This window comes from Cyanobium sp. Alchichica 3B3-8F6 (assembly GCF_024346435.1).
Lineage (GTDB): Bacteria > Cyanobacteriota > Cyanobacteriia > PCC-6307 > Cyanobiaceae > Cyanobium_A.
In genome coordinates, this window is the sequence record NZ_JAGQCZ010000001.1 from 276,570 (window position 1) to 293,067 (window position 16,498).

The 16,498-nt window shown below is 66.5% G+C and carries 18 protein-coding genes; 12 read left to right on the top strand and 6 right to left on the bottom strand.

Annotated features, from left to right (window positions below; genetic code table 11):
* Positions 1–22 precede the first annotated feature (22 nt).
* Positions 23–946 (top strand): LCP family protein, encoded by a 924-nt coding sequence (locus KBY65_RS01555; RefSeq protein WP_255000292.1) that lies wholly within the window; start codon positions 23–25, stop codon positions 944–946.
* Here the strand turns inward: KBY65_RS01555 and KBY65_RS01560 are convergent.
* Positions 904–1,410 carry an MgtC/SapB family protein gene (locus KBY65_RS01560; protein WP_255000294.1) on the bottom strand — a complete coding sequence of 169 codons (507 nt, stop codon included), beginning with the start codon at positions 1,408–1,410 and terminating at the stop codon, positions 904–906. The two genes, KBY65_RS01555 and KBY65_RS01560, sit on opposite strands and share 43 nt — an antisense overlap.
* A gap of 77 nt (positions 1,411–1,487) precedes the next feature.
* Between KBY65_RS01560 and KBY65_RS01565 the strand changes: the two genes are divergently transcribed.
* The 7 genes from KBY65_RS01565 to KBY65_RS01595 are packed head-to-tail and all read left to right on the top strand — an operon-like array spanning position 1,488 to position 8,332.
* The gene (locus KBY65_RS01565; RefSeq protein ID WP_198953828.1) at positions 1,488–2,444 is read left to right on the top strand and encodes an FUSC family protein; all 957 of its coding nucleotides are present in this window, start codon (positions 1,488–1,490) and stop codon (positions 2,442–2,444) included.
* Positions 2,441–3,496, top strand: a complete 1,056-nt coding sequence (locus tag KBY65_RS01570) for an FUSC family protein (protein WP_254986982.1) — start codon at positions 2,441–2,443, stop codon at positions 3,494–3,496. Before KBY65_RS01565 ends, KBY65_RS01570 begins: the two co-directional genes overlap by 4 nt.
* Positions 3,497–3,539: 43 nt before the next feature.
* Entirely contained in the window at positions 3,540–4,412 is an 873-nt protein-coding gene (locus KBY65_RS01575; protein ID WP_255000295.1) for a hypothetical protein, read from the top strand.
* Positions 4,413–4,429: 17 nt separating this feature from the next.
* The gene (locus KBY65_RS01580; protein ID WP_094559384.1) at positions 4,430–6,196 is read left to right on the top strand and encodes a TolC family protein; all 1,767 of its coding nucleotides are present in this window, start codon (positions 4,430–4,432) and stop codon (positions 6,194–6,196) included.
* Positions 6,197–6,210: 14 nt separating this feature from the next.
* Positions 6,211–6,414 carry a hypothetical protein gene (locus tag KBY65_RS01585; RefSeq protein WP_094559385.1) on the top strand — a complete coding sequence of 68 codons (204 nt, stop codon included), beginning with the start codon at positions 6,211–6,213 and terminating at the stop codon, positions 6,412–6,414.
* 23 nt (positions 6,415–6,437) lie between these two features.
* Positions 6,438–7,265: a hypothetical protein gene (locus KBY65_RS01590; protein ID WP_255000296.1), complete on the top strand. Its 828-nt coding sequence runs from the start codon at positions 6,438–6,440 to the stop codon at positions 7,263–7,265.
* Positions 7,262–8,332: an FUSC family protein gene (locus tag KBY65_RS01595; protein WP_158217022.1), complete on the top strand. Its 1,071-nt coding sequence runs from the start codon at positions 7,262–7,264 to the stop codon at positions 8,330–8,332. The genes KBY65_RS01590 and KBY65_RS01595 overlap by 4 nt, the downstream gene beginning before the upstream one ends.
* A 9-nt stretch (positions 8,333–8,341) precedes the next feature.
* Here KBY65_RS01595 and KBY65_RS01600 read toward each other — a convergent pair whose 3' ends face one another.
* Genes KBY65_RS01600 through psbP form a run of 4 tightly spaced genes read right to left on the bottom strand, consistent with a single transcriptional unit; the run spans position 8,342 to position 11,595 of the window.
* On the bottom strand, positions 8,342–8,548 hold the full coding sequence (locus tag KBY65_RS01600) for a hypothetical protein (protein ID WP_094559388.1): 207 nt from the start codon (positions 8,546–8,548) through the stop codon (positions 8,342–8,344).
* Complete coding sequence (locus KBY65_RS01605) at positions 8,545–9,885, bottom strand: NHLP bacteriocin system secretion protein (RefSeq protein WP_255000297.1); 1,341 nt, start codon at positions 9,883–9,885, stop codon at positions 8,545–8,547. Before KBY65_RS01605 ends, KBY65_RS01600 begins: the two co-directional genes overlap by 4 nt.
* Before the next feature lie 19 nt (positions 9,886–9,904).
* Positions 9,905–11,029 (bottom strand): FAD-dependent oxidoreductase, encoded by a 1,125-nt coding sequence (locus KBY65_RS01610; RefSeq protein ID WP_143592832.1) that lies wholly within the window; start codon positions 11,027–11,029, stop codon positions 9,905–9,907.
* Entirely contained in the window at positions 11,026–11,595 is a 570-nt protein-coding gene (gene psbP, locus KBY65_RS01615) for a photosystem II reaction center PsbP (RefSeq protein WP_094559391.1), read from the bottom strand. Before psbP ends, KBY65_RS01610 begins: the two co-directional genes overlap by 4 nt.
* 70 nt (positions 11,596–11,665) lie before the next feature.
* Between psbP and KBY65_RS01620 the strand changes: the two genes are divergently transcribed.
* From KBY65_RS01620 to lipA, 3 genes are all read left to right on the top strand, one after another.
* On the top strand, positions 11,666–12,388 hold the full coding sequence (locus KBY65_RS01620; protein WP_255000299.1) for a pentapeptide repeat-containing protein: 723 nt from the start codon (positions 11,666–11,668) through the stop codon (positions 12,386–12,388).
* A gap of 71 nt (positions 12,389–12,459) precedes the next feature.
* Positions 12,460–13,029, top strand: a complete 570-nt coding sequence (recR, locus tag KBY65_RS01625; protein WP_254987189.1) for a recombination mediator RecR — start codon at positions 12,460–12,462, stop codon at positions 13,027–13,029.
* A gap of 5 nt (positions 13,030–13,034) precedes the next feature.
* On the top strand, positions 13,035–13,934 hold the full coding sequence (lipA, locus tag KBY65_RS01630) for a lipoyl synthase (RefSeq protein WP_094559393.1): 900 nt from the start codon (positions 13,035–13,037) through the stop codon (positions 13,932–13,934).
* A gap of 182 nt (positions 13,935–14,116) precedes the next feature.
* On the opposite strand, the gene KBY65_RS01635 is transcribed toward lipA, so the two are convergent.
* Positions 14,117–14,782, bottom strand: coding sequence for a MarC family protein (locus tag KBY65_RS01635; RefSeq protein ID WP_255000300.1), 666 nt, complete (start codon positions 14,780–14,782; stop codon positions 14,117–14,119).
* A gap of 674 nt (positions 14,783–15,456) precedes the next feature.
* Here KBY65_RS01635 and KBY65_RS01640 point away from each other — a divergent pair.
* Complete coding sequence (locus KBY65_RS01640; RefSeq protein ID WP_255000301.1) at positions 15,457–16,497, top strand: carbohydrate porin; 1,041 nt, start codon at positions 15,457–15,459, stop codon at positions 16,495–16,497.
* Position 16,498: the final 1 nt, after the last annotated feature.

The following is a 16,498-nucleotide window of genomic DNA, read 5'->3' on the forward strand; positions in this document are numbered from 1 at the left end:
ATCGTGCAATAGGTTTTGGGGGATGAGAACCCCTCAGGCCAAAGGCCCCCGCAAGCGCAGCCGACGCGGCTCCGTGCTGGTGGCGATCTGCGTGGGCTTGGGCGGGGGACTGCTGCTGGCGGGGCCGCTCTGGGAGCTGCTCAGCGAGAACGGCGCGGCCACCAACAACGCCATCACCAATCCCTTTGCCGCCTGGAGTGGCATCACCAACCTGGACATCCTGCTGCTCGGCACCGATGTGGGCGGTGGCAACACCGATGTGATCGCCAGCCTGCGGGTGGATGGCGGCATCACACGAATCACCCAGGTGCCCCGCGACACCTACATCGAAGCTGAGGGCTACGGCCCCCACAAAATCAATGCCCTCTACAGCCTGGGGGGCACCGACCTCGTGAAACGGGAACTGGCCCGCAAGCTGGGCCGGCCGATCACCCACCACGTGGTGGTGAACCTGGCGGCGATCCGGCGCATGGCCGATGCCCTGGGCGGCATCGAGGTGGATGTGCCCAAACGGATGGCCTACACCGACCACAGCCAGGGGCTCACCATCGATCTGCAACCGGGCCTGCAGACCCTCAAGGGCCGCGACCTGGAGGGATTCCTGCGCTTCCGCCACGATGCAATGGGCGACATCGGCCGCCTGGAGCGCCAGCAGCTGGCCCTGCAGGCCCTGTTCCGCAAGCTCACCCGGCCTGAGCATCTGGTGCGACTACCGGTGCTGCTGGCAGCAGCCGGCAAGGACCTCAAAACCGATCTGGGCCCCATGGAACTGGGCGGGCTGATCACCGCCATGGGCACGACCCAGCTTGAGACCAAGCGGCTGGGCGGTCGGCCCTTCTACCGCAACAACATCAGCTACTGGGAGGCCGACTGGCCCCAGCCTGTATTGGACAGCTCGGCCGGCTATGGCTCCGGGGACGACGGCCGCTTCCGCTTCCTCTTCTGATCCGCCGCCGGATCAACGGCGGGCGTTGGCCCGCCGTTGCTGCGCTGGGACAGGGTGATCAAGGCCAGCGCCAAAGCCACACCCGCCAGCAAGGGGGTGGAGGCGGCCACGGTCACCCCGAGGGCAGCCGTAAACCAGATCGAAGCGGCACTTGTGAGTCCGTGCACCTCGGGCCGGCCTTTCTTCAGGCCACCAGGAGGCACCAGGATCTCTCCGGCGCCGAGGAAGCCCACGCCCGTGGCCACCCCCTGAATCACCCGGCTGCGGGACTCGGGATCGGGACCGGCCGCCAGCACCATCAGACAAGCACTCAGCCCCACCAACACATGCACCCGCAGGCGGTTGGGGTGGGTGGTGGTGCCGTGGTGGGCGCGGTTGATGCCCACCGCCAAACCGCACAGCACCGCCAGACCCAGGCGCAGCAGGATCTGCAAGTCGGGGGTGAGCGCCGGCAGCCAGCTCATGGCCGCCCCCTCACAACAGCCAAGCGCAGCATGGCTGTTCCCCATAAGCTCCTGGCAACTAAGCGTTGCCGCGGCCCGTGCAGAACCTGCTGCTGCGCAACAGCCTCAAGTTGTTCGTGGCCGTGTTCATCACCGCGGCAATCGCTTCCTGGACCGAGCGCATCCAGTTTCTCTGGTATCCGCTGATGGCAGTGGTGATCGTTGTGGATGACAACGATGATCACACCGTTCAGGCTGCCACAAGCCGCATCCTTGGCACGGTGATCGGGGGCCTGATCACCTTCCTGGTGCACACGATGCTGAGCGGCTGGATCGGCGTGCTGGTGTCGTTGCTGGTGATGATCCCAGTGCTGCAACGGCTGGGCTGGCAAAGCGCCCTGGGCACCGCCGGGCTCACCGCCGTGATGTTTCTGATGATTCCCAGCCACGCCTCTCTCAATTGGGATTACGTGTTCAACCGCGGCCTCGACACCGTGGTGGGCTGCGTGGTGGCCATCGTGGTGGGGCTGCTGTTCTGGCCGCAGAACAGCAGCAGTGAACTCACAGCTGCCGATCGCCTCCTACGCCGGTTGCTGCAGGCCCAACTGCAGGCCTACAGCGACTGGCTGGGCCAGCGTCGCAGTCGCCCTGAGCCGCTCGATCCGGCACCGCTCACCAACGCCCTGCAGCGCATGGAGCAGCTGGTGGCCCAGGAGCGCAGCGGCCCCCGCCATCAGGCCCTTAAACGCAGCGGCTGGGAGCAACGGCTGCGGCTCTGGCAGCTGGCCCACTTTCACTGGATTGCCTGGGAGCGGCTGCTGGCCGGGCTGCCGGAGCAGCAGAGCCTGAAGGCCGATCCGCTGAGGCATGCCGTCGGGGACCTGCAGCGTCAGCTCAGCGAAGAGCCCACACCAACACCGCCGCGGCAACCCCAGCGCTGGCAGCAGCTGGCCCAGCAGCTTCAACTGCCGCTGCTGCCGCTGCTGGCCCTGGCGGAGGAAGGGCGTCCGCTGCATGCCTGCCTGGGCGGGCTGAACCGGATGGCCCCGCCGTGAGCAACCGCAACGCCCTGCGCACCGCCTTCACCGCCGGGCTCGGCAACGCCTTCGCCAGCCTGTCGGGGTTGGCCGACAGCCAGTACGTGGCCCTGTCGGTGTTGGCGGTATCCAGCGGCACCTACGGCGGCGCACTTTCCCTGGGGAGGCAGAGGCTGCTGGGCACCGTGCTCGGCTCGGTGCTGCTGCTGATCGGCTACGAGGGGTTGCGCCTCCTGCCGATGCCGTTGGGGATCGCCATCACCCTCGGCGCCCTGCGCCTGCTGGGCGGCCTGCTGAAACTGCAGGTGGGCTACAAGGTGGGCGGAATGATCATCGTGATGGGCTGGCTCGTGCACGAGGGCGGCCTGGCCAGCTGGATCCCGATCCGCTTCCTCTGGACCTGCTTCGGGGTGCTGATCACCCTGCTGGGCTTACGGCTGTTCTGGCCTGCCCGCGGACTCGACAGCAACCTGACCCAGGTCGCCGATCTGCTCGTCCAGCTGCAGAGCTGCTTCCGCGACCTGGCGGCGCGGGTTGATCCCGCCATGACGGGCCAGGTGGCCAATCCGGTGGGGATCGGCCGCTACCGGGCCCTGCGCAACCAGCTCGTTGCCATCCGGCGGCAACGGCCAGCACTGCTGCAGGAGCTGGGTTCGCTGCCGGAGCGCCATCCAGCCACACTGCTGATGGCCAACTTCGAGGCCACCAGCTCCCGCCTGATCACCCTGGTGGGGGGCCTGGTGCGCGAGCCCCCCACCCTCCAGGATCCCCAGCTGGTGGTGCAGCTGCATCGGGCCGAAGCGGAGTTGCTGCAAGCCATGGCTGGCCATCTGGGCCAGTGGGAACAGCAGATTCGTGGTCGCCGGGGGCTGCCCAAACCACCCGAAACCGAACTTCAGCTGCCGCGCAGCTGGCACGAGCTGGGCCAGGAGCTCAACAACCCCACCGCCAACTCAGCTTCCCTGGAAAGGCTGGAGCGGATCGCCAGCCGGCTGATGCTCTGCAGCCAGGCCGAGCAGGCCATCCGCTCGGCCGAAGCAAACTGGGTGGCAATTCTGGCCCGGGCCTGAATCACGCCAATCACCGCATCACGCAGATGACCGCATCACGCCAATGACGATGTCCATTGTGAGCAGCCTGCTGCAACAGCGGCATGCCCTCTACCGCGGCCTTCTGGCGGTGGAGGTGGTGGCCCTGGTGGGACTGCGCGGCCTCCAGCAGGCATCACGGCTGGTGAGCGTGATGCACCTGGTAATCTCCGCTGTGGCCGTGCTGATGGACTCTCCGCTGCTTCGCCAGAACCGCCTGGATCCCTCAGCCGTGCAGGCGATGCCCAGCGCCCTCGGACAGCGGGTGCAGCGGGTGCTGCTGGGCCGGCAGCACCAGATGATCTTCTGGATCGTGGCCCTGGCCGTGGAACTGCTATGGCAGGCCGCCCTGATGCTCAACCCCAGCTTGGCCGTGCGCCTGAGCGTGCTCCATCTGGTGGTGTGGCTGGGGCTGATGCTGGTGCTGCTGTGGAGCCTGGTGAATGCCCTGGCCGAAGAACCGGTGTTCAACGGCGACCTGCTGATGGGGGCCGCAGCCGGGTATCTGCTGGTGGGCTTCACCGGCGGCATCGTGCTCAATTCGCTGCTGGTGCTCGACCCGGCGGCCTTCAACCTGCCGCCCCATGGCCACACCCTGCCCGATGGCATCGCCCATGCACCCACCATGCTGGGCGCCGCCTTCGCCAGTCTCACCACCGTCGGCAGCCCGGTGCTGAAAAGCGGCAGCCTCACCAGCCTCACCGCCAGCGTGGGGATCACGATCGTGGGCCAGCTCTATGTGGCCATCCTGATTGCCGGGGTGCTGGGAAAACCAAGGGTGCTGGGCAATCAGGAGGTGGTGGTCACGCCGAGTCAACCCGCTGCCGCCCCGGAAGCTGAACACCCCCGGGGCCAAAAAGCTGCTGCGCGAATCAAACTGCGTCTACCCAGGCGCTGATCCGCATCACCGTGGCAATGCGCAACCGCGCCCTAGCCCTGTTGTGGCTGGGGCTGATCCCGGCCCAGCTGGCCCCGGCCGCGCTAGCCCAGAACACAGAGCTGCTGGAGCGCAGCTGGCAGCGGCTGGATGCGGAGCTGCGGGCGCTCGATCGGCTGCTCCCCAGCGAGCCCGAGCCTCCGGTGGGCGACGTGCTCAGCACACCGGAGCTGCCCGCCAATCTGATCCGGGCCAACCAACCCGCCAGCGGTCCGATCCAACCCGCCGACGCCGTGGCCGGTCCGCCCCTGGATCTGCCCACCCCCCAGCAGCTTCAGGCCGGCGGCGTCGCCAGCCTCAGCCTGGAGCAGGCCCTGGCCATCGCCTTTGCCAACAGCGCCACCCTGCAAGCCCAGCGCGAGCAGGTGGCCGCCGCCCTGGCCAGCCTCCAGGCCGCCATGGGCAGCTACTGGCCCACCATCAGCGCCTTTGCCAACGGCGGCTACGAGGGCAGCCGCAGCACCACCACTTCCAACAAGCCGAACGACAACCTGGGCTTTGGCCCGCTGTTTGACCCTGCGGGGCTACTCGACTCCGCCGGACAACCCACCGCCGGCCCCTTCTATGTGCCCAACGGCGGATCCGCGGCGGACACCTCCGGGGAATGGGGCGTTGAGGCGGGCCTGCAGCTCAACTACGCCCTGCTCGACTTCGCCCGCACGCCCACGGTGAAAGCGGCCCGCGCCAGCCTGGAGCAGCAGCGCAACACCTATGCCAACCAACTGCGCTCCCTGCAGCTGCAGGTGAGTGAGGCCTACTACCAGCTCCAGCAGGACGAGCAGCTGGTGCGCGTCTACGACGCCAACCTGCGCAACGACCTGGTGATCCTGCAGGACACACTCGACCTCAAGCAGGCTGGCCTGGTGCCCAGGCTCGATGTGCTGCGGCGCCGGGCCATTCAGGCAGCCGACGAAGAATCACTGATCCAGGCCCTAGCCGACCGGGCAGTGGCTCGCCGGCAGCTGGCGGTGCTGCTCAACCTGCCCGCCAGCGTGACCCCCAGCCCCAGCGACCCGATCGTGGTGCAGCCCCGCTGGCCCCTCGATCTGGATGCCAGCCTGCTGGCGGCCTACCGGGGCAATCCCGAACTGGAAGCAATCCTGGCCACCCGCACGGCCCTGGCCCAGCAGAGCCAGGCCACTGCGGCAGGTCTGCTGCCGAAACTCTCCCTGTTTGCCAGCGGCGGTGGCAGCAGCTCCCAAACCAGCCTGACCAACTTCGAGATTGGCGGAGGGGGCTGCTGCGGCGCCACCGACCTGCCCCTGAGCACCACCAACGGCTGGGACTGGTCTGCAGGACTCACCCTCACCTGGCTGCTGTTTGATGCCGGCACCACCGCAGGGCAGGCCCGGGCCCTGGCCAAGCGGGAGGCGGCCACGGCCCAGCAGTACGCCGCCACGCGCAACGACATCCGCCTGCGGATCGAGCAGGCCTTCTTCAACCACGAGGCCAGCCTCGCCAAGCTCAGCTCGGCCCGCCGCGGGGTGGCCGCAGCCCTGGAGGCCTTCCGTGATGTGCGGCTGCGCTATCTCACCGGCCTCGACAGCGAGCTCAATGTCTCCAACACCCAGGACCGTCTGATCAACTCCCTGGTGCAGCGGCTCAACGCCACGGTGGCCGTCAACATCACCTACGCCAAGTTGTTGAAGGAGCTGCTGCCGATGCCCCGGGATCCCAACGCGCCGATCCAGCCCCAATTGCAACTCACCCAGCTGCAGCTCAGCAGCGCCACGGGTCAACCCTGAGCCGGCACACCACCATGGCCTTCGCCCTGCCTGTGCTGAGCCCCCTTTGGCGCAACAGCCTGCGGATCTGGCTGGCCACCACCCTCTCGATCGGGATTCTGCTCTGGTCGGGGCGTGAACAGGCGCTGGGGGTGGCGCTGGTGATGGCGGTGCTATTCGTGAATAAAACGACTTCACCCCCGCCCGCAGCATCGGCCAGCTGCTGGCCGGGGCCCTGATCGGCATCCTCACCGCCACCGTGTTGCACGAGCTCTCCACCAACTGGGTGGTGCTCGGGATCGCCCTGCTACTCACCGGTGTGCTGATACGCATCCTCGGACTGCTCAAGGGCCTGGGCACGGGCTACCTGGGCTGTTGGGCCCTTGATCTGATGCACCGGGGCAACCAGGTGAACTGGGGGGTGATCTTCGATCTGGCCTTTGCGGCGGTGGTGGGGATCCTGATGGCCCAGATGGCCACCTGGGCCCTCTGGCCACGCCGGCCCCTGCAGCGACTGCCTGCCCTGGAAGCCCGGATCGCCAGCCAGCTTGAGACCCAGATCCGGGCCCTGCAGCAGTGGTTGGGCAGCGGCGGCACGCCGCCAGCGGTCCTGCGCTCGCAGGATCTGCTGCCGAGCATCCAGCAGCTGCAACAGCTGCGCGACCAAGATCAGGGCGTCGCCATGCCCGCCCACACCAAACGGCTGCTCTCCCGCTGGGCCCAGGCCGGCAGCCTCTGGCGGCAAGTGTTGCGCCAGTGGTTGCTGCTGGAGCCGCTGCTGCGCCAGCTGGCCACCCCCCTGCTAGACGACGCCCCCCAGCCCCTGCTCCACAGCACGCTCACCGATCTCGCCGAGCGTCTGCAGGTGCAGCCCAGCCTGGCTGCGGATCTGAGCAACGCGGAGCCCAACAACGTTGAGCCAAGCAACGCGGGCACAGCTCAGCTCTGGCTGGAGCAAGCCGGCAGCCTGGGCGCCCCCCAGCCCCTGCTGCTGGCCATCGGCCAGCAATGTCAGGAGCTGCACCAGCTTCTCCGCAGCCGGGCCCTACTCAACGCCGCACTGGCGCGGCTCACGGCGTTGCAGCGATGAACAGCGCTGCCCTGCGGGACACCCTGCGCCTCGCCGCCACCGTGACCGTGGTGAATGGCTTCACCAGCCTCACGGGCCTTCCCTTCGGGTTTTATGCCTCCCTGGCGGTGGTAAGCGTGACCGTGGGCACCTACGGCAACACCCTTGAACTGGGCCGGCAACGGCTGATCGGTACCGCCGTTGGCGCCATTGTGGCGTTCTTCGGCTACCGGGCCTGGGGCCACCTGCCGCTGATGGTGGCCCTGCCACTTGCCGTGCTGCTGGCCCGGCTGCTCGCCGGCTCCTTGCGGCTCACCGTGGGCTACGGGGTGTGTTGCTTCGTGGTGGTGATGGGCTGGCTCACCCATGAGCAGCAGCTCGACAGCTGGATTCCCATGCGCTTGGCCTGGACCGCCTTCGGCATCCTGATGGCCCTGCTCAGCCTGCGGCTGTTCTGGCCGTCCCAGGCCCGGCTCCAGCAGAACGAGGGCCTGCTGCAGCTGCTGGTGGATCTGGGGCACACCCTGCTCCAGGTGGTGCAGCACGCGCCTGAAGACCTCCAGCCCCAGACGCAACGCCGCCGGGATCTGGGGCAACAGATCCGCAGCCTGCGCAGCACCCTGCAGGGCCTGCGTGACCAACGCCAGGGCGCCCTGCTGGAACTGGGCAGCCTGGCGAGCAAGCATCCGCTGGCACAGCTGTGGGTGCTGTTCGACCAGGCCTGTGAAGCCCTGATTCTCGATCTCGATGAGCTGCGGCGCCTGCCCCATCCCGAGTGGCAGAGTTGGGGGCTTCAGGCCGACTACGACGCCGGCGAGGCCTTTGTTCAGGCGGTGAGCCAGCGGCTGCTCGGCTGGCAACAGCAGCTGGGCAGTTCCTCCCGGCTGCAGCCACCGCCGAGCCAACCCCAGCCGACGCTGCCCCTAGAGGCCCTGCAGTCGCCCGAATCCCGAGCCGCCTACCAGCAGCTCAGCCCCAAGCAACTCCAATGGGTGGCCGCGCAATGGATGGTGCTCAACCGCATGGACCACACCATCGCGAGCACCGAGCGCCAATGGCGCGCCGTCTTGAGTTCAACAGCCCTGTGAGCTGAGGGATCAGGCGTTGGGGCGCGACGACCACCAGCGCTCGACGCGATAGAGCAGCACCACCACCAGCACCACCAGCCAGAACCACAGCTCCGGCGGGTTGGCGTTGAACAGGATCAGCAGCAACACCACCTCGCTGACCAGCCAGGGGAACTCTTGGCGCAGCAGGGGGTTGCGGATCTGGAAACGGGGCTTGGCGTCCACGGGGCGGGTCACGACACAGTGTTGGGCTGGCGCAGGGAGGGCAGGTTCCAGCGCAGATCGATCCAAGGGGTGCGGAAGCCGCCGGTGAGGGAGCGCAGGCCCGGAATCACATAACTGATCGGCGAGCGCCACTCCACGTAGGCATGGGTCGACACCGTGAGGCCATCGCGGATCGGGAACACGCCGCTGCCCCCCGAGAGGGTCCAGCGGTAGCCATCCACGCTGGAGGGATCCCGCTCCAGCTCGATTTCACTGCGCATCACCGGACCGTTCTTGGTCAGCGCCTGGGCCAGCTGCGCGTTGCCGGTGGTGGTGGAGATGTCGGCTTCGGTGGCGGGCAGGGTGAGCACCTGCGTCACCTTGCCGACGATGCCGCCGAAACGGCCGCGCTGGTTCCACTGCGGCACCACCTCCACGGGCAGCCCAAGGGGCAGGCGGCGGGCATCAGCGGGTGCGAAGTAGGACACCACCCGCAGCGGGCGGTCTTTAGCGCTGGGTTGCTCAGGCCGGCCGATCGTGCCCAGCCGCTGGCCGGTGCCCACGGTCTGGCCGGCGATCACCTGCAGATCCAACACCGTGCCGTCCCGATCGGCATGCACCTTGCCGTCGTAGCCGATCTTGGCTTCGGTCACCTGGATCTGACGCTTGAGATCGTCGATCTGGTAGCGGCGTTGCAGGGCCTGGGTTTCGATGGTGAGCTTCACCTGCTGGTAGTTGGTCACCACGTTCTTCTCGTTGATCTTCACGTCATCGAGATTCACGCTGGTGCTGGTGAGCCCCTGCTCCGCCGACACCACCTCAGAAGACAGCGGCGCCACCACCTCGCGCTGGGCCAGGAAGTCGAGATTGCGCAGTTTGCTGGCGTACGTGGACTGCAGTTCGCCGTAGCGACGGCGATCGTCGGAATACTTGGCCAGGGACGTGTCCAGGGCCCGCTTCTCGGTCAGCAGCCGCAGGGCATCCCGCTCATCGAGCATGGCGTTGTGCCGCTGCAGTTGGCGCAGGTTGCCGCGCTGCTGGTCGAGCTGGCGCTCCAGCACGGGCAGATAGAGCTGCATCAGCACCTGGCCGCGCGCCACCGACTCACCCTCCTTGACGAACACCTCCCTCACCTGGCCGCCAGCACGGGCGTTGAGGATGCCGGCGTTGTTGGGGTAAATCATCACGCCCATGCCTTCCACCTCTGTGGGCACGGGCCAGACCAGGGCCCACAGCACCAGCACACCGCCCACCCCCGCCAGGCTCACGCCCACCTGGTTGTGATCGCTCAGCCCCTGCCAGCGCGTCTGCATCTGCTGCCATTGCCGGCGTGGCCACGGCTGGGCAGGGGCGGGGGTGGCCTGGGTCATGGAGCCCAGCTTGCAGGATTCAGCGACACCTGTCAGCCCCCACATGATCGGGCCGCCCCAGGCCCAGTTGGAGCAGGCGCCGCGTCGCCGCTTCCGCCTGTGCTCCGCCCGACACCAGGGCCTGGGCCAGCAGTGGCGCCAACACCGGCACCTGGCTGAACCCCGCACTGAAGCCAGTGAACATCCACAAGCCAGGCGCCTCCGCCAGCGGACCCACCAGGGGCACCCCCTCGCTGCAGAAGGCCACGGCCGCCTGGTGCAGCTGGCCCGGCAGCACCGCGAGGGGCGCCCCCCAGGACTGGCCCGCCAGCCCTTGGCGCAATTGCTGCTCCACCTCCGCAGACGGCGGCGGTACTCCCAATTCCAGGCCCGGCCGCACCAGGGTGTGCTGGCCCACCAGGGCCCCTGCACCCCAGGGCATCAGGCCGCCATCCACCAGCCACTCCGGCTCGCTCAGGCTGGCGGCGCGGCGCTCGAGGGCGGCCCGCCCAAAGCTCACCGGCAGCCAGGCGGCGGCTTGGCCCAGGAGCGCCGGGTAGGACGGCAGCTCCAGCACCCCGGCCCAGCTGCTGCGCAGCCGCGAAGGCAGGCCCGGCCAGAGCTGGCGGCAGTGGGCACCAGCCGCCAACACCAGCTTCGGGGTCTGCAGGCTGGTGCCATCGCTGAGGTGCAGCGCCCAGCCAGCGGTTGGTTGGGGATCCAGGCGCTCCACACGGGCCGCTTGGCACGTCACACCCGCCGCGGCCAGCACCAGCGGCAGGCGCGCGACCAACACCGCGGAATCCACCTGGGCAAACGGCAGCGGCCACCAGGCACTCAGCGCCCCCAACCCGGCGACCCCGCCGTGCAGCCGCAAGCGGCAGGGCCGCCAGCCCAACGCACCATGGCGCCGCTGCAGCCGGCGCCAGCGCCGGGATGCTCCCGCCGCCAAGCGCGCCAGGGGTGTGGGGGCCAGGGGCCAGCCGGGCAGGGCGCCATAGCTGATCGCCGACGCTGAGCGCAGGCCAGCTTGAGCTGAGGTTGGAGAGGTGGCATCGACCACGGTCACCGATGCCCCGAGCTCCCGCAAGTCCAGGGCCAGCAGGCCACCAGCCACCCCACCGCCAACGATCACCACATCGGCGGCGAGGGGAGCGGCCGTCACACCAACAGAGTGAACGAGGTGACCACCTGGTGGAACATGTCCTTCACCTTGGCCCAGCGGATCTCATTGGTGCTGGCAGCGAAGGTGTAGAGGCGGCCGCGGTCGAGCACCACGGTGGCCAGCTCGTGGCGGTCGCGGTCGTCGAGGTGCACCGCGTATTCCAGGTCGTAGAAGGTGCGAGGTCCCTCCTGACGCTCCGACGCTTCCACCAGCTCAGCGGCCCGGCCGCTGCCCTCGGGAGCAATCACCGTGCGGCGCAACTGCTCGCCCACAGCCACGGCGCTGCCCAGCTTCTCCAGATCATTGGTGGGATTGACCTCTGAGATGACCAGGCTGAGGGTTTCATCGCTGTTGATCAGGTCGTGAAACACAACCTGGGGGCCGCCACTCACCTGCACCCGGGTCCAGCCGGTGGGATAGAGAAAGGCGTAGCGGCCATCGGGGCTCTGGAAGCTGTTGAGCCCAGCTGCAGCGGCGCTGCAGGACACCAGCACCCCCGCCAACAGCACAGCAATGAAGCGCGGCAAAAGGTTGCGGAGAACGGCCAGATTGCGGGAAACAGCCATGGCTCAGGGCACGATGCGTGGCGCCATTCTGCTGGGCCATCAGCATGGGCCCGATCCACCCATCGCAGTGATGCCCCGCCAGCAACGTTCGGCCCGTCGGCCACAGCCCGATGGCCCACGGCCACAAAACTGGGCCCAACGGCAGCAACGGCGTCACGACTCGCGTTTGTTCCGGCTGCTCGACGGCTCCTTTGCCTTTCGCCTCGCGCTGTCGGCCGGCAGTGCCCTGGCCCTGCTGCTGGTGGTGAACAGCTACGCCACCTGCCGCAACCAAAACTGGAGCCAGGGCTGCCTGTTTCGAGATGCCGAGGCCCTGATCAGCGTCGGCAATGTGGAGTCGCTCAGCATCGTGACCGCAGCCTTTCTCTATCTGCTGGAAGGCCACAAGCGACGCCAGCGCGAAAACATGGAGGCCTATGACCTGTTGCAAACCTGCAACGCCTCCGGGGCACGCTGGTTGATGGGTCGCATCCACGCCCTCGAGAGCCTCAACAGTGCAGGCCTCTCACTCGCCGGCCAGCAGCTCGCCGGCTTCGATCTGCACAACCTGCAGGCCCCCCACGGCGACTGGCAGGAGGTGAATCTGGAAAACAGCGTGCTGCGCCAGGCCAACCTGGCCGGCAGCGATCTGCGCGGTGCCAACCTGCGCGGCTGCGATCTGCAGGACGCCAATCTGCGTGGGGCGAATCTGCGCGACGCCAACTTGGACGGGGCGGACCTGACAGGAGCCCAACTGGAGGGTGCTGAACTCAGCGGCACCCACCTGGAGGCCGCCAGCACCCATCCCGCCTGACGGGCAGGCCTGCCACAATTCAAACCACTTGGAGCGGAACGCTGAGCGGCTTCACGCGCCCGTTGGCCCGGCTGATCGACCAATTCGAGCGGCTGCCCGGCATCGGTCCCCGCACAGCCCAGCGACTGGCCCTGCACCTGCTGCGCCAGCCCGAAGAACAGATCCGCAGCTTCGCCGACGCCCTGCTGGACGCCCGCAGCCAGGTGGGCCAGTGTCAGCGCTGCTTCCATCTATCAGCGGAGCCCGTCTGCGAGATCTGCCGCAACAGCGAGCGCGGCAACGGCCAGCTGTGCGTGGTGGCCGATTCCCGCGACCTGCTCGCCATGGAGCGCACCCGGGAGTTCAAAGGGCACTACCACGTGCTTGGCGGCCTGATCTCGCCGATGGATGGCATCGGGCCGGAGCTGCTCCAGATCCAACCGCTGGTGCACCGCGTGGATGCGGAGGGCATCAGCGAAGTGATCCTTGCCCTCACCCCGAGCGTCGAGGGCGACACCACCAGCCTCTACCTGGCCCGCCTGCTCAAGCCCTTCACTGCAGTGAGCCGGATCGCCTACGGCCTGCCCGTGGGCAGCGAGCTCGAATACGCCGACGAAGTCACCCTGGCCCGGGCCTTCGAGGGACGGCGCCGGGTCGAGTAGCTCCCATGTCGCGCTACAGCGCCATCCCCCCTGCTGAACGGCTACCTGAGTGGCTGCAGCGTCCCGTTGGCAACGCCTCCGCGTTGGAGACGGTGCAGGGGTTGGTGAAGCAGCAGCGGCTGCACACCATCTGCGAGGAGGGCCGCTGCCCCAACCGGGCCGAGTGCTACGCCGCCGGCACCGCCACCTTCCTGCTGGGCGGCCCGATCTGCACCCGCAGCTGTGCCTTCTGCCAGGTGGAGAAGGGTCAGGCTCCCCACCCCGTGGACGCCGGTGAAGCGGAACGGGTGGCCGAAGCGGTGGCCACCCTGGGGCTCTCCTATGTGGTGCTGACGGCCGTCGCCCGCGATGACCGGGCCGACCACGGCACTAGCCTGTTCACCACCACCATGGCCGCCATCCGGCGCCGCACGCCCGGAATTGGCATCGAAGTGCTCACCCCCGACTTCTGGGGCGGCCATCGCAACGAACAGGAGGGGTTGGCCGCCCAACGCCAACGGCTCGCCGCAGTGCTCGCCGCCGAACCGGCCTGCTTCAACCACAACCTGGAAACCGTGGAGCGCCTCCAGGGCGAGGTGCGCCGTGGCGCCACCTACACGCGCTCCCTGGGGCTACTGGCGGCCGCCCGCGAGCTGGCCCCCCAGACCCCCACCAAGAGCGGCCTGATGCTGGGGCTGGGTGAAACCCACGCGGAGGTGGTGCAAACGCTGCGCGACCTCCGCAGCGTTGATTGCCAGCGGCTCACCCTGGGGCAATACTTGCGCCCATCGCTCGCGCACATCCCGGTTGCCCGCTACTGGAGTCCGGCGGAATTCGAGCAGCTGGGGGCTATCGCTCGTGAACTGGGATTCAGCCGGGTGCGCAGCGGGCCGCTGGTGCGCAGCAGCTATCACGCCGCCTCTTAGATCTTTTCAGCCCCACTGCATGCGCCGTGATCAGTTCCAAACCTTGGCCGTGATGACGAACCAAGGGTTTCGCTTGGTTCGTCACATTGTTATTGCAATGCAATAAAAGAGCGCTCAGCACAATGTAAGAACTGCAAGGTATGAAGACCCGAGGGGAATCCATTACCACAAGGAAACAGGGCTCACCGAATCGCTGGCGCAAGTTGGGTGATGAAGATCTGGCTCACGCCGGTGACCATGAACTGAACTCCCATCGCGGCCACCATCAAACCCATCACCCGCATCAAGATGTTGAGCCCGATCGGACCCACAACGGCCTTCAGCCAACGGCCAGCAAGAAAAATTGCCAACACAACAACAGAGAGCAGGAGCGTACCCAGCACCAGCGCAGCACCATCTTGATCAGCACGATCTTTAGCGGCATACAAGATCACGTTGGCGATCACACCAGGGCCCACCAGCAAGGGCATCGCCAAGGGAATCACAATCTTCTGAAACACCGTTTCCGCCTCTTTCAGCTCGCCCACTTCAGCGCCAGCCCCTGACGCCTGAATATCCGAATCGCCTCCATCCCCGGACACAATTTTCAATCCCATCAGCAACAGGAGAATTCCCCCAGCGATGCGAAAGGCATCCATCGAGACGCCGAGGAACTGGAGGATGCTCTCGCCAACAAACAGAAAGACTAGCAGCAGGGCCAGCACCGTGAGAGAGACAAACAGAGCCACGAGGCGCTGAACCCCCCGGTTCTCCCGTGCTGTGAGGCCAATGAAAATCGGCAGCACACCGAGCGGGTTAAGCAACGCAAAGGTGGTGACCATGAAATTGATCAATTCTGATCCGTTCATTGAGGCTCAGGCAATTGGCGCAAATTAAGACAACCCTGCGTCAACCGCAAGGCCTAGCAAGATTAAGTGATAAAATGAGCACCAACACGCGCAACCATATGCTTATCGCGTGTCTCGACACCAAGCGATTTCTATCTCGCCATGGCGTACGGGTGATCTTCAATTAACATGGTGCACGCGAAGCGTTGGCCTGCCTTGATGGCCTGCCTTCCGATAGCGGAATCAGCGAAACCGCCAAAGCGCTAGAGACACAAAATACTATCAACTGATTGATTGTTTTTAATCACAAACAATTCAACTGGACTGAAGGCAACCGATCATGCCAAACCCTGATTGCCAAAACCTCAATATTCAGCAATAATCGGGACCCTTGGTCGTCCTATGCCAGCTGGTCAATGGCACACGGCAAGAATGTCCAATGGCCTCATTGGAATCTGAGGAAGCAGTTCGCTGTTTGTTTTTTCGTTTTATGCCAACTGCCAGGGTTTTGTCAGTCCAGTGATGAGACCACGGCGCCCAAGCCTCAGCCAGAGGAGCCAGCACAACGCATTCAAACCAATGGTTCTTCCCTAAACGGATGGATCAAGCCACCTGAATGGCTTGATCTGCAACTGCAACTGCAAGCCCAGCCCCTGGGCAACCCCAGCGGCGGCACCCAGCAGAGCGCCAGCTGGATGCAGCAGTTGACTCTGGATGTTGTGGTGGGCTCAGGCCACACCAAACCAGTGAAGCTGCGGCAAGAAGCGGATCACTGGCGTGGCCACGTGCAGCTGATGCTGTTCAGCGGCGATCCCAACTACAGCCAGAGCATCGGCGCCGCCTTCCCTCTCCAGAACAGCAGCGACCCCACAGGGCTGTGGCTCACGGAAGCAAGTGTGGAGCGGCAGATGGGTAGCGGCCCTCTGGCCTTCAAGGCCGGAGTGTTGTCGATCGATCCGGGGTTTGTGAGTGCACCGGTGCTGGATGCCTATGTGCACTCCGCACTCAACAACACCCTCAACCTGTATGTGAGCGGTCTGCCGATCAACCCCTACATCGCACCGGGATTGAAGCTGCGTTGGCGACCAGAGTCCTCGGGCCGCTGGGGGGAATGGCACTACGGCGCCTTCTGGCTGGATCCGGAATTCAATTTGGCGAGTCTGTTTGGTGTGAAGCCCAACCAGCCAGCGCTGAACGGCCATAGCCAGTTGCTGCAGTGGAGCTACGACGCGCTGCCAGGCGCCCAAGCCTTGCGGCGGCCGATTGCCCATGGTCAGGAGCTGATCCAGCGGCAGCTGCCGCCGCCCCTGCTCCAAATCGGAGGGGGCTATGTGGACAACCGCAGCAACGACACGCTCAACAGCTTCATCACCGCCACCCTCACCCTGGTATCTCCTCTGTCAGTTGGTCTCGACACCCGCCTCTGGCTCGGGGCGAATGCCGGCTTTGAGTGGGACACCAATCCCGTACCCCTGTTTCTGAGTGGCGGCTGGCTGACGCAGGGGGTGGTACCAGGCCGCCCACTGGATGTGCTGGCCCTCGGCGTTGGCAGCAGCCGCTTCAGCCCCACCCTCTCGCCCGGCCAGGGCAGCGAAACCGTGCTGGAGCTCAACTACAGCTGGCTGGTGAACAGCAACCTCAGCCTCCAGCCGGTGCTGCAGCTGATCCTCAATCCCAGCGGCAGCATCGCCGAGCCGATCCTGGCCGCCGGCCTGCAACTGCAGCTGCAGTTCTGAC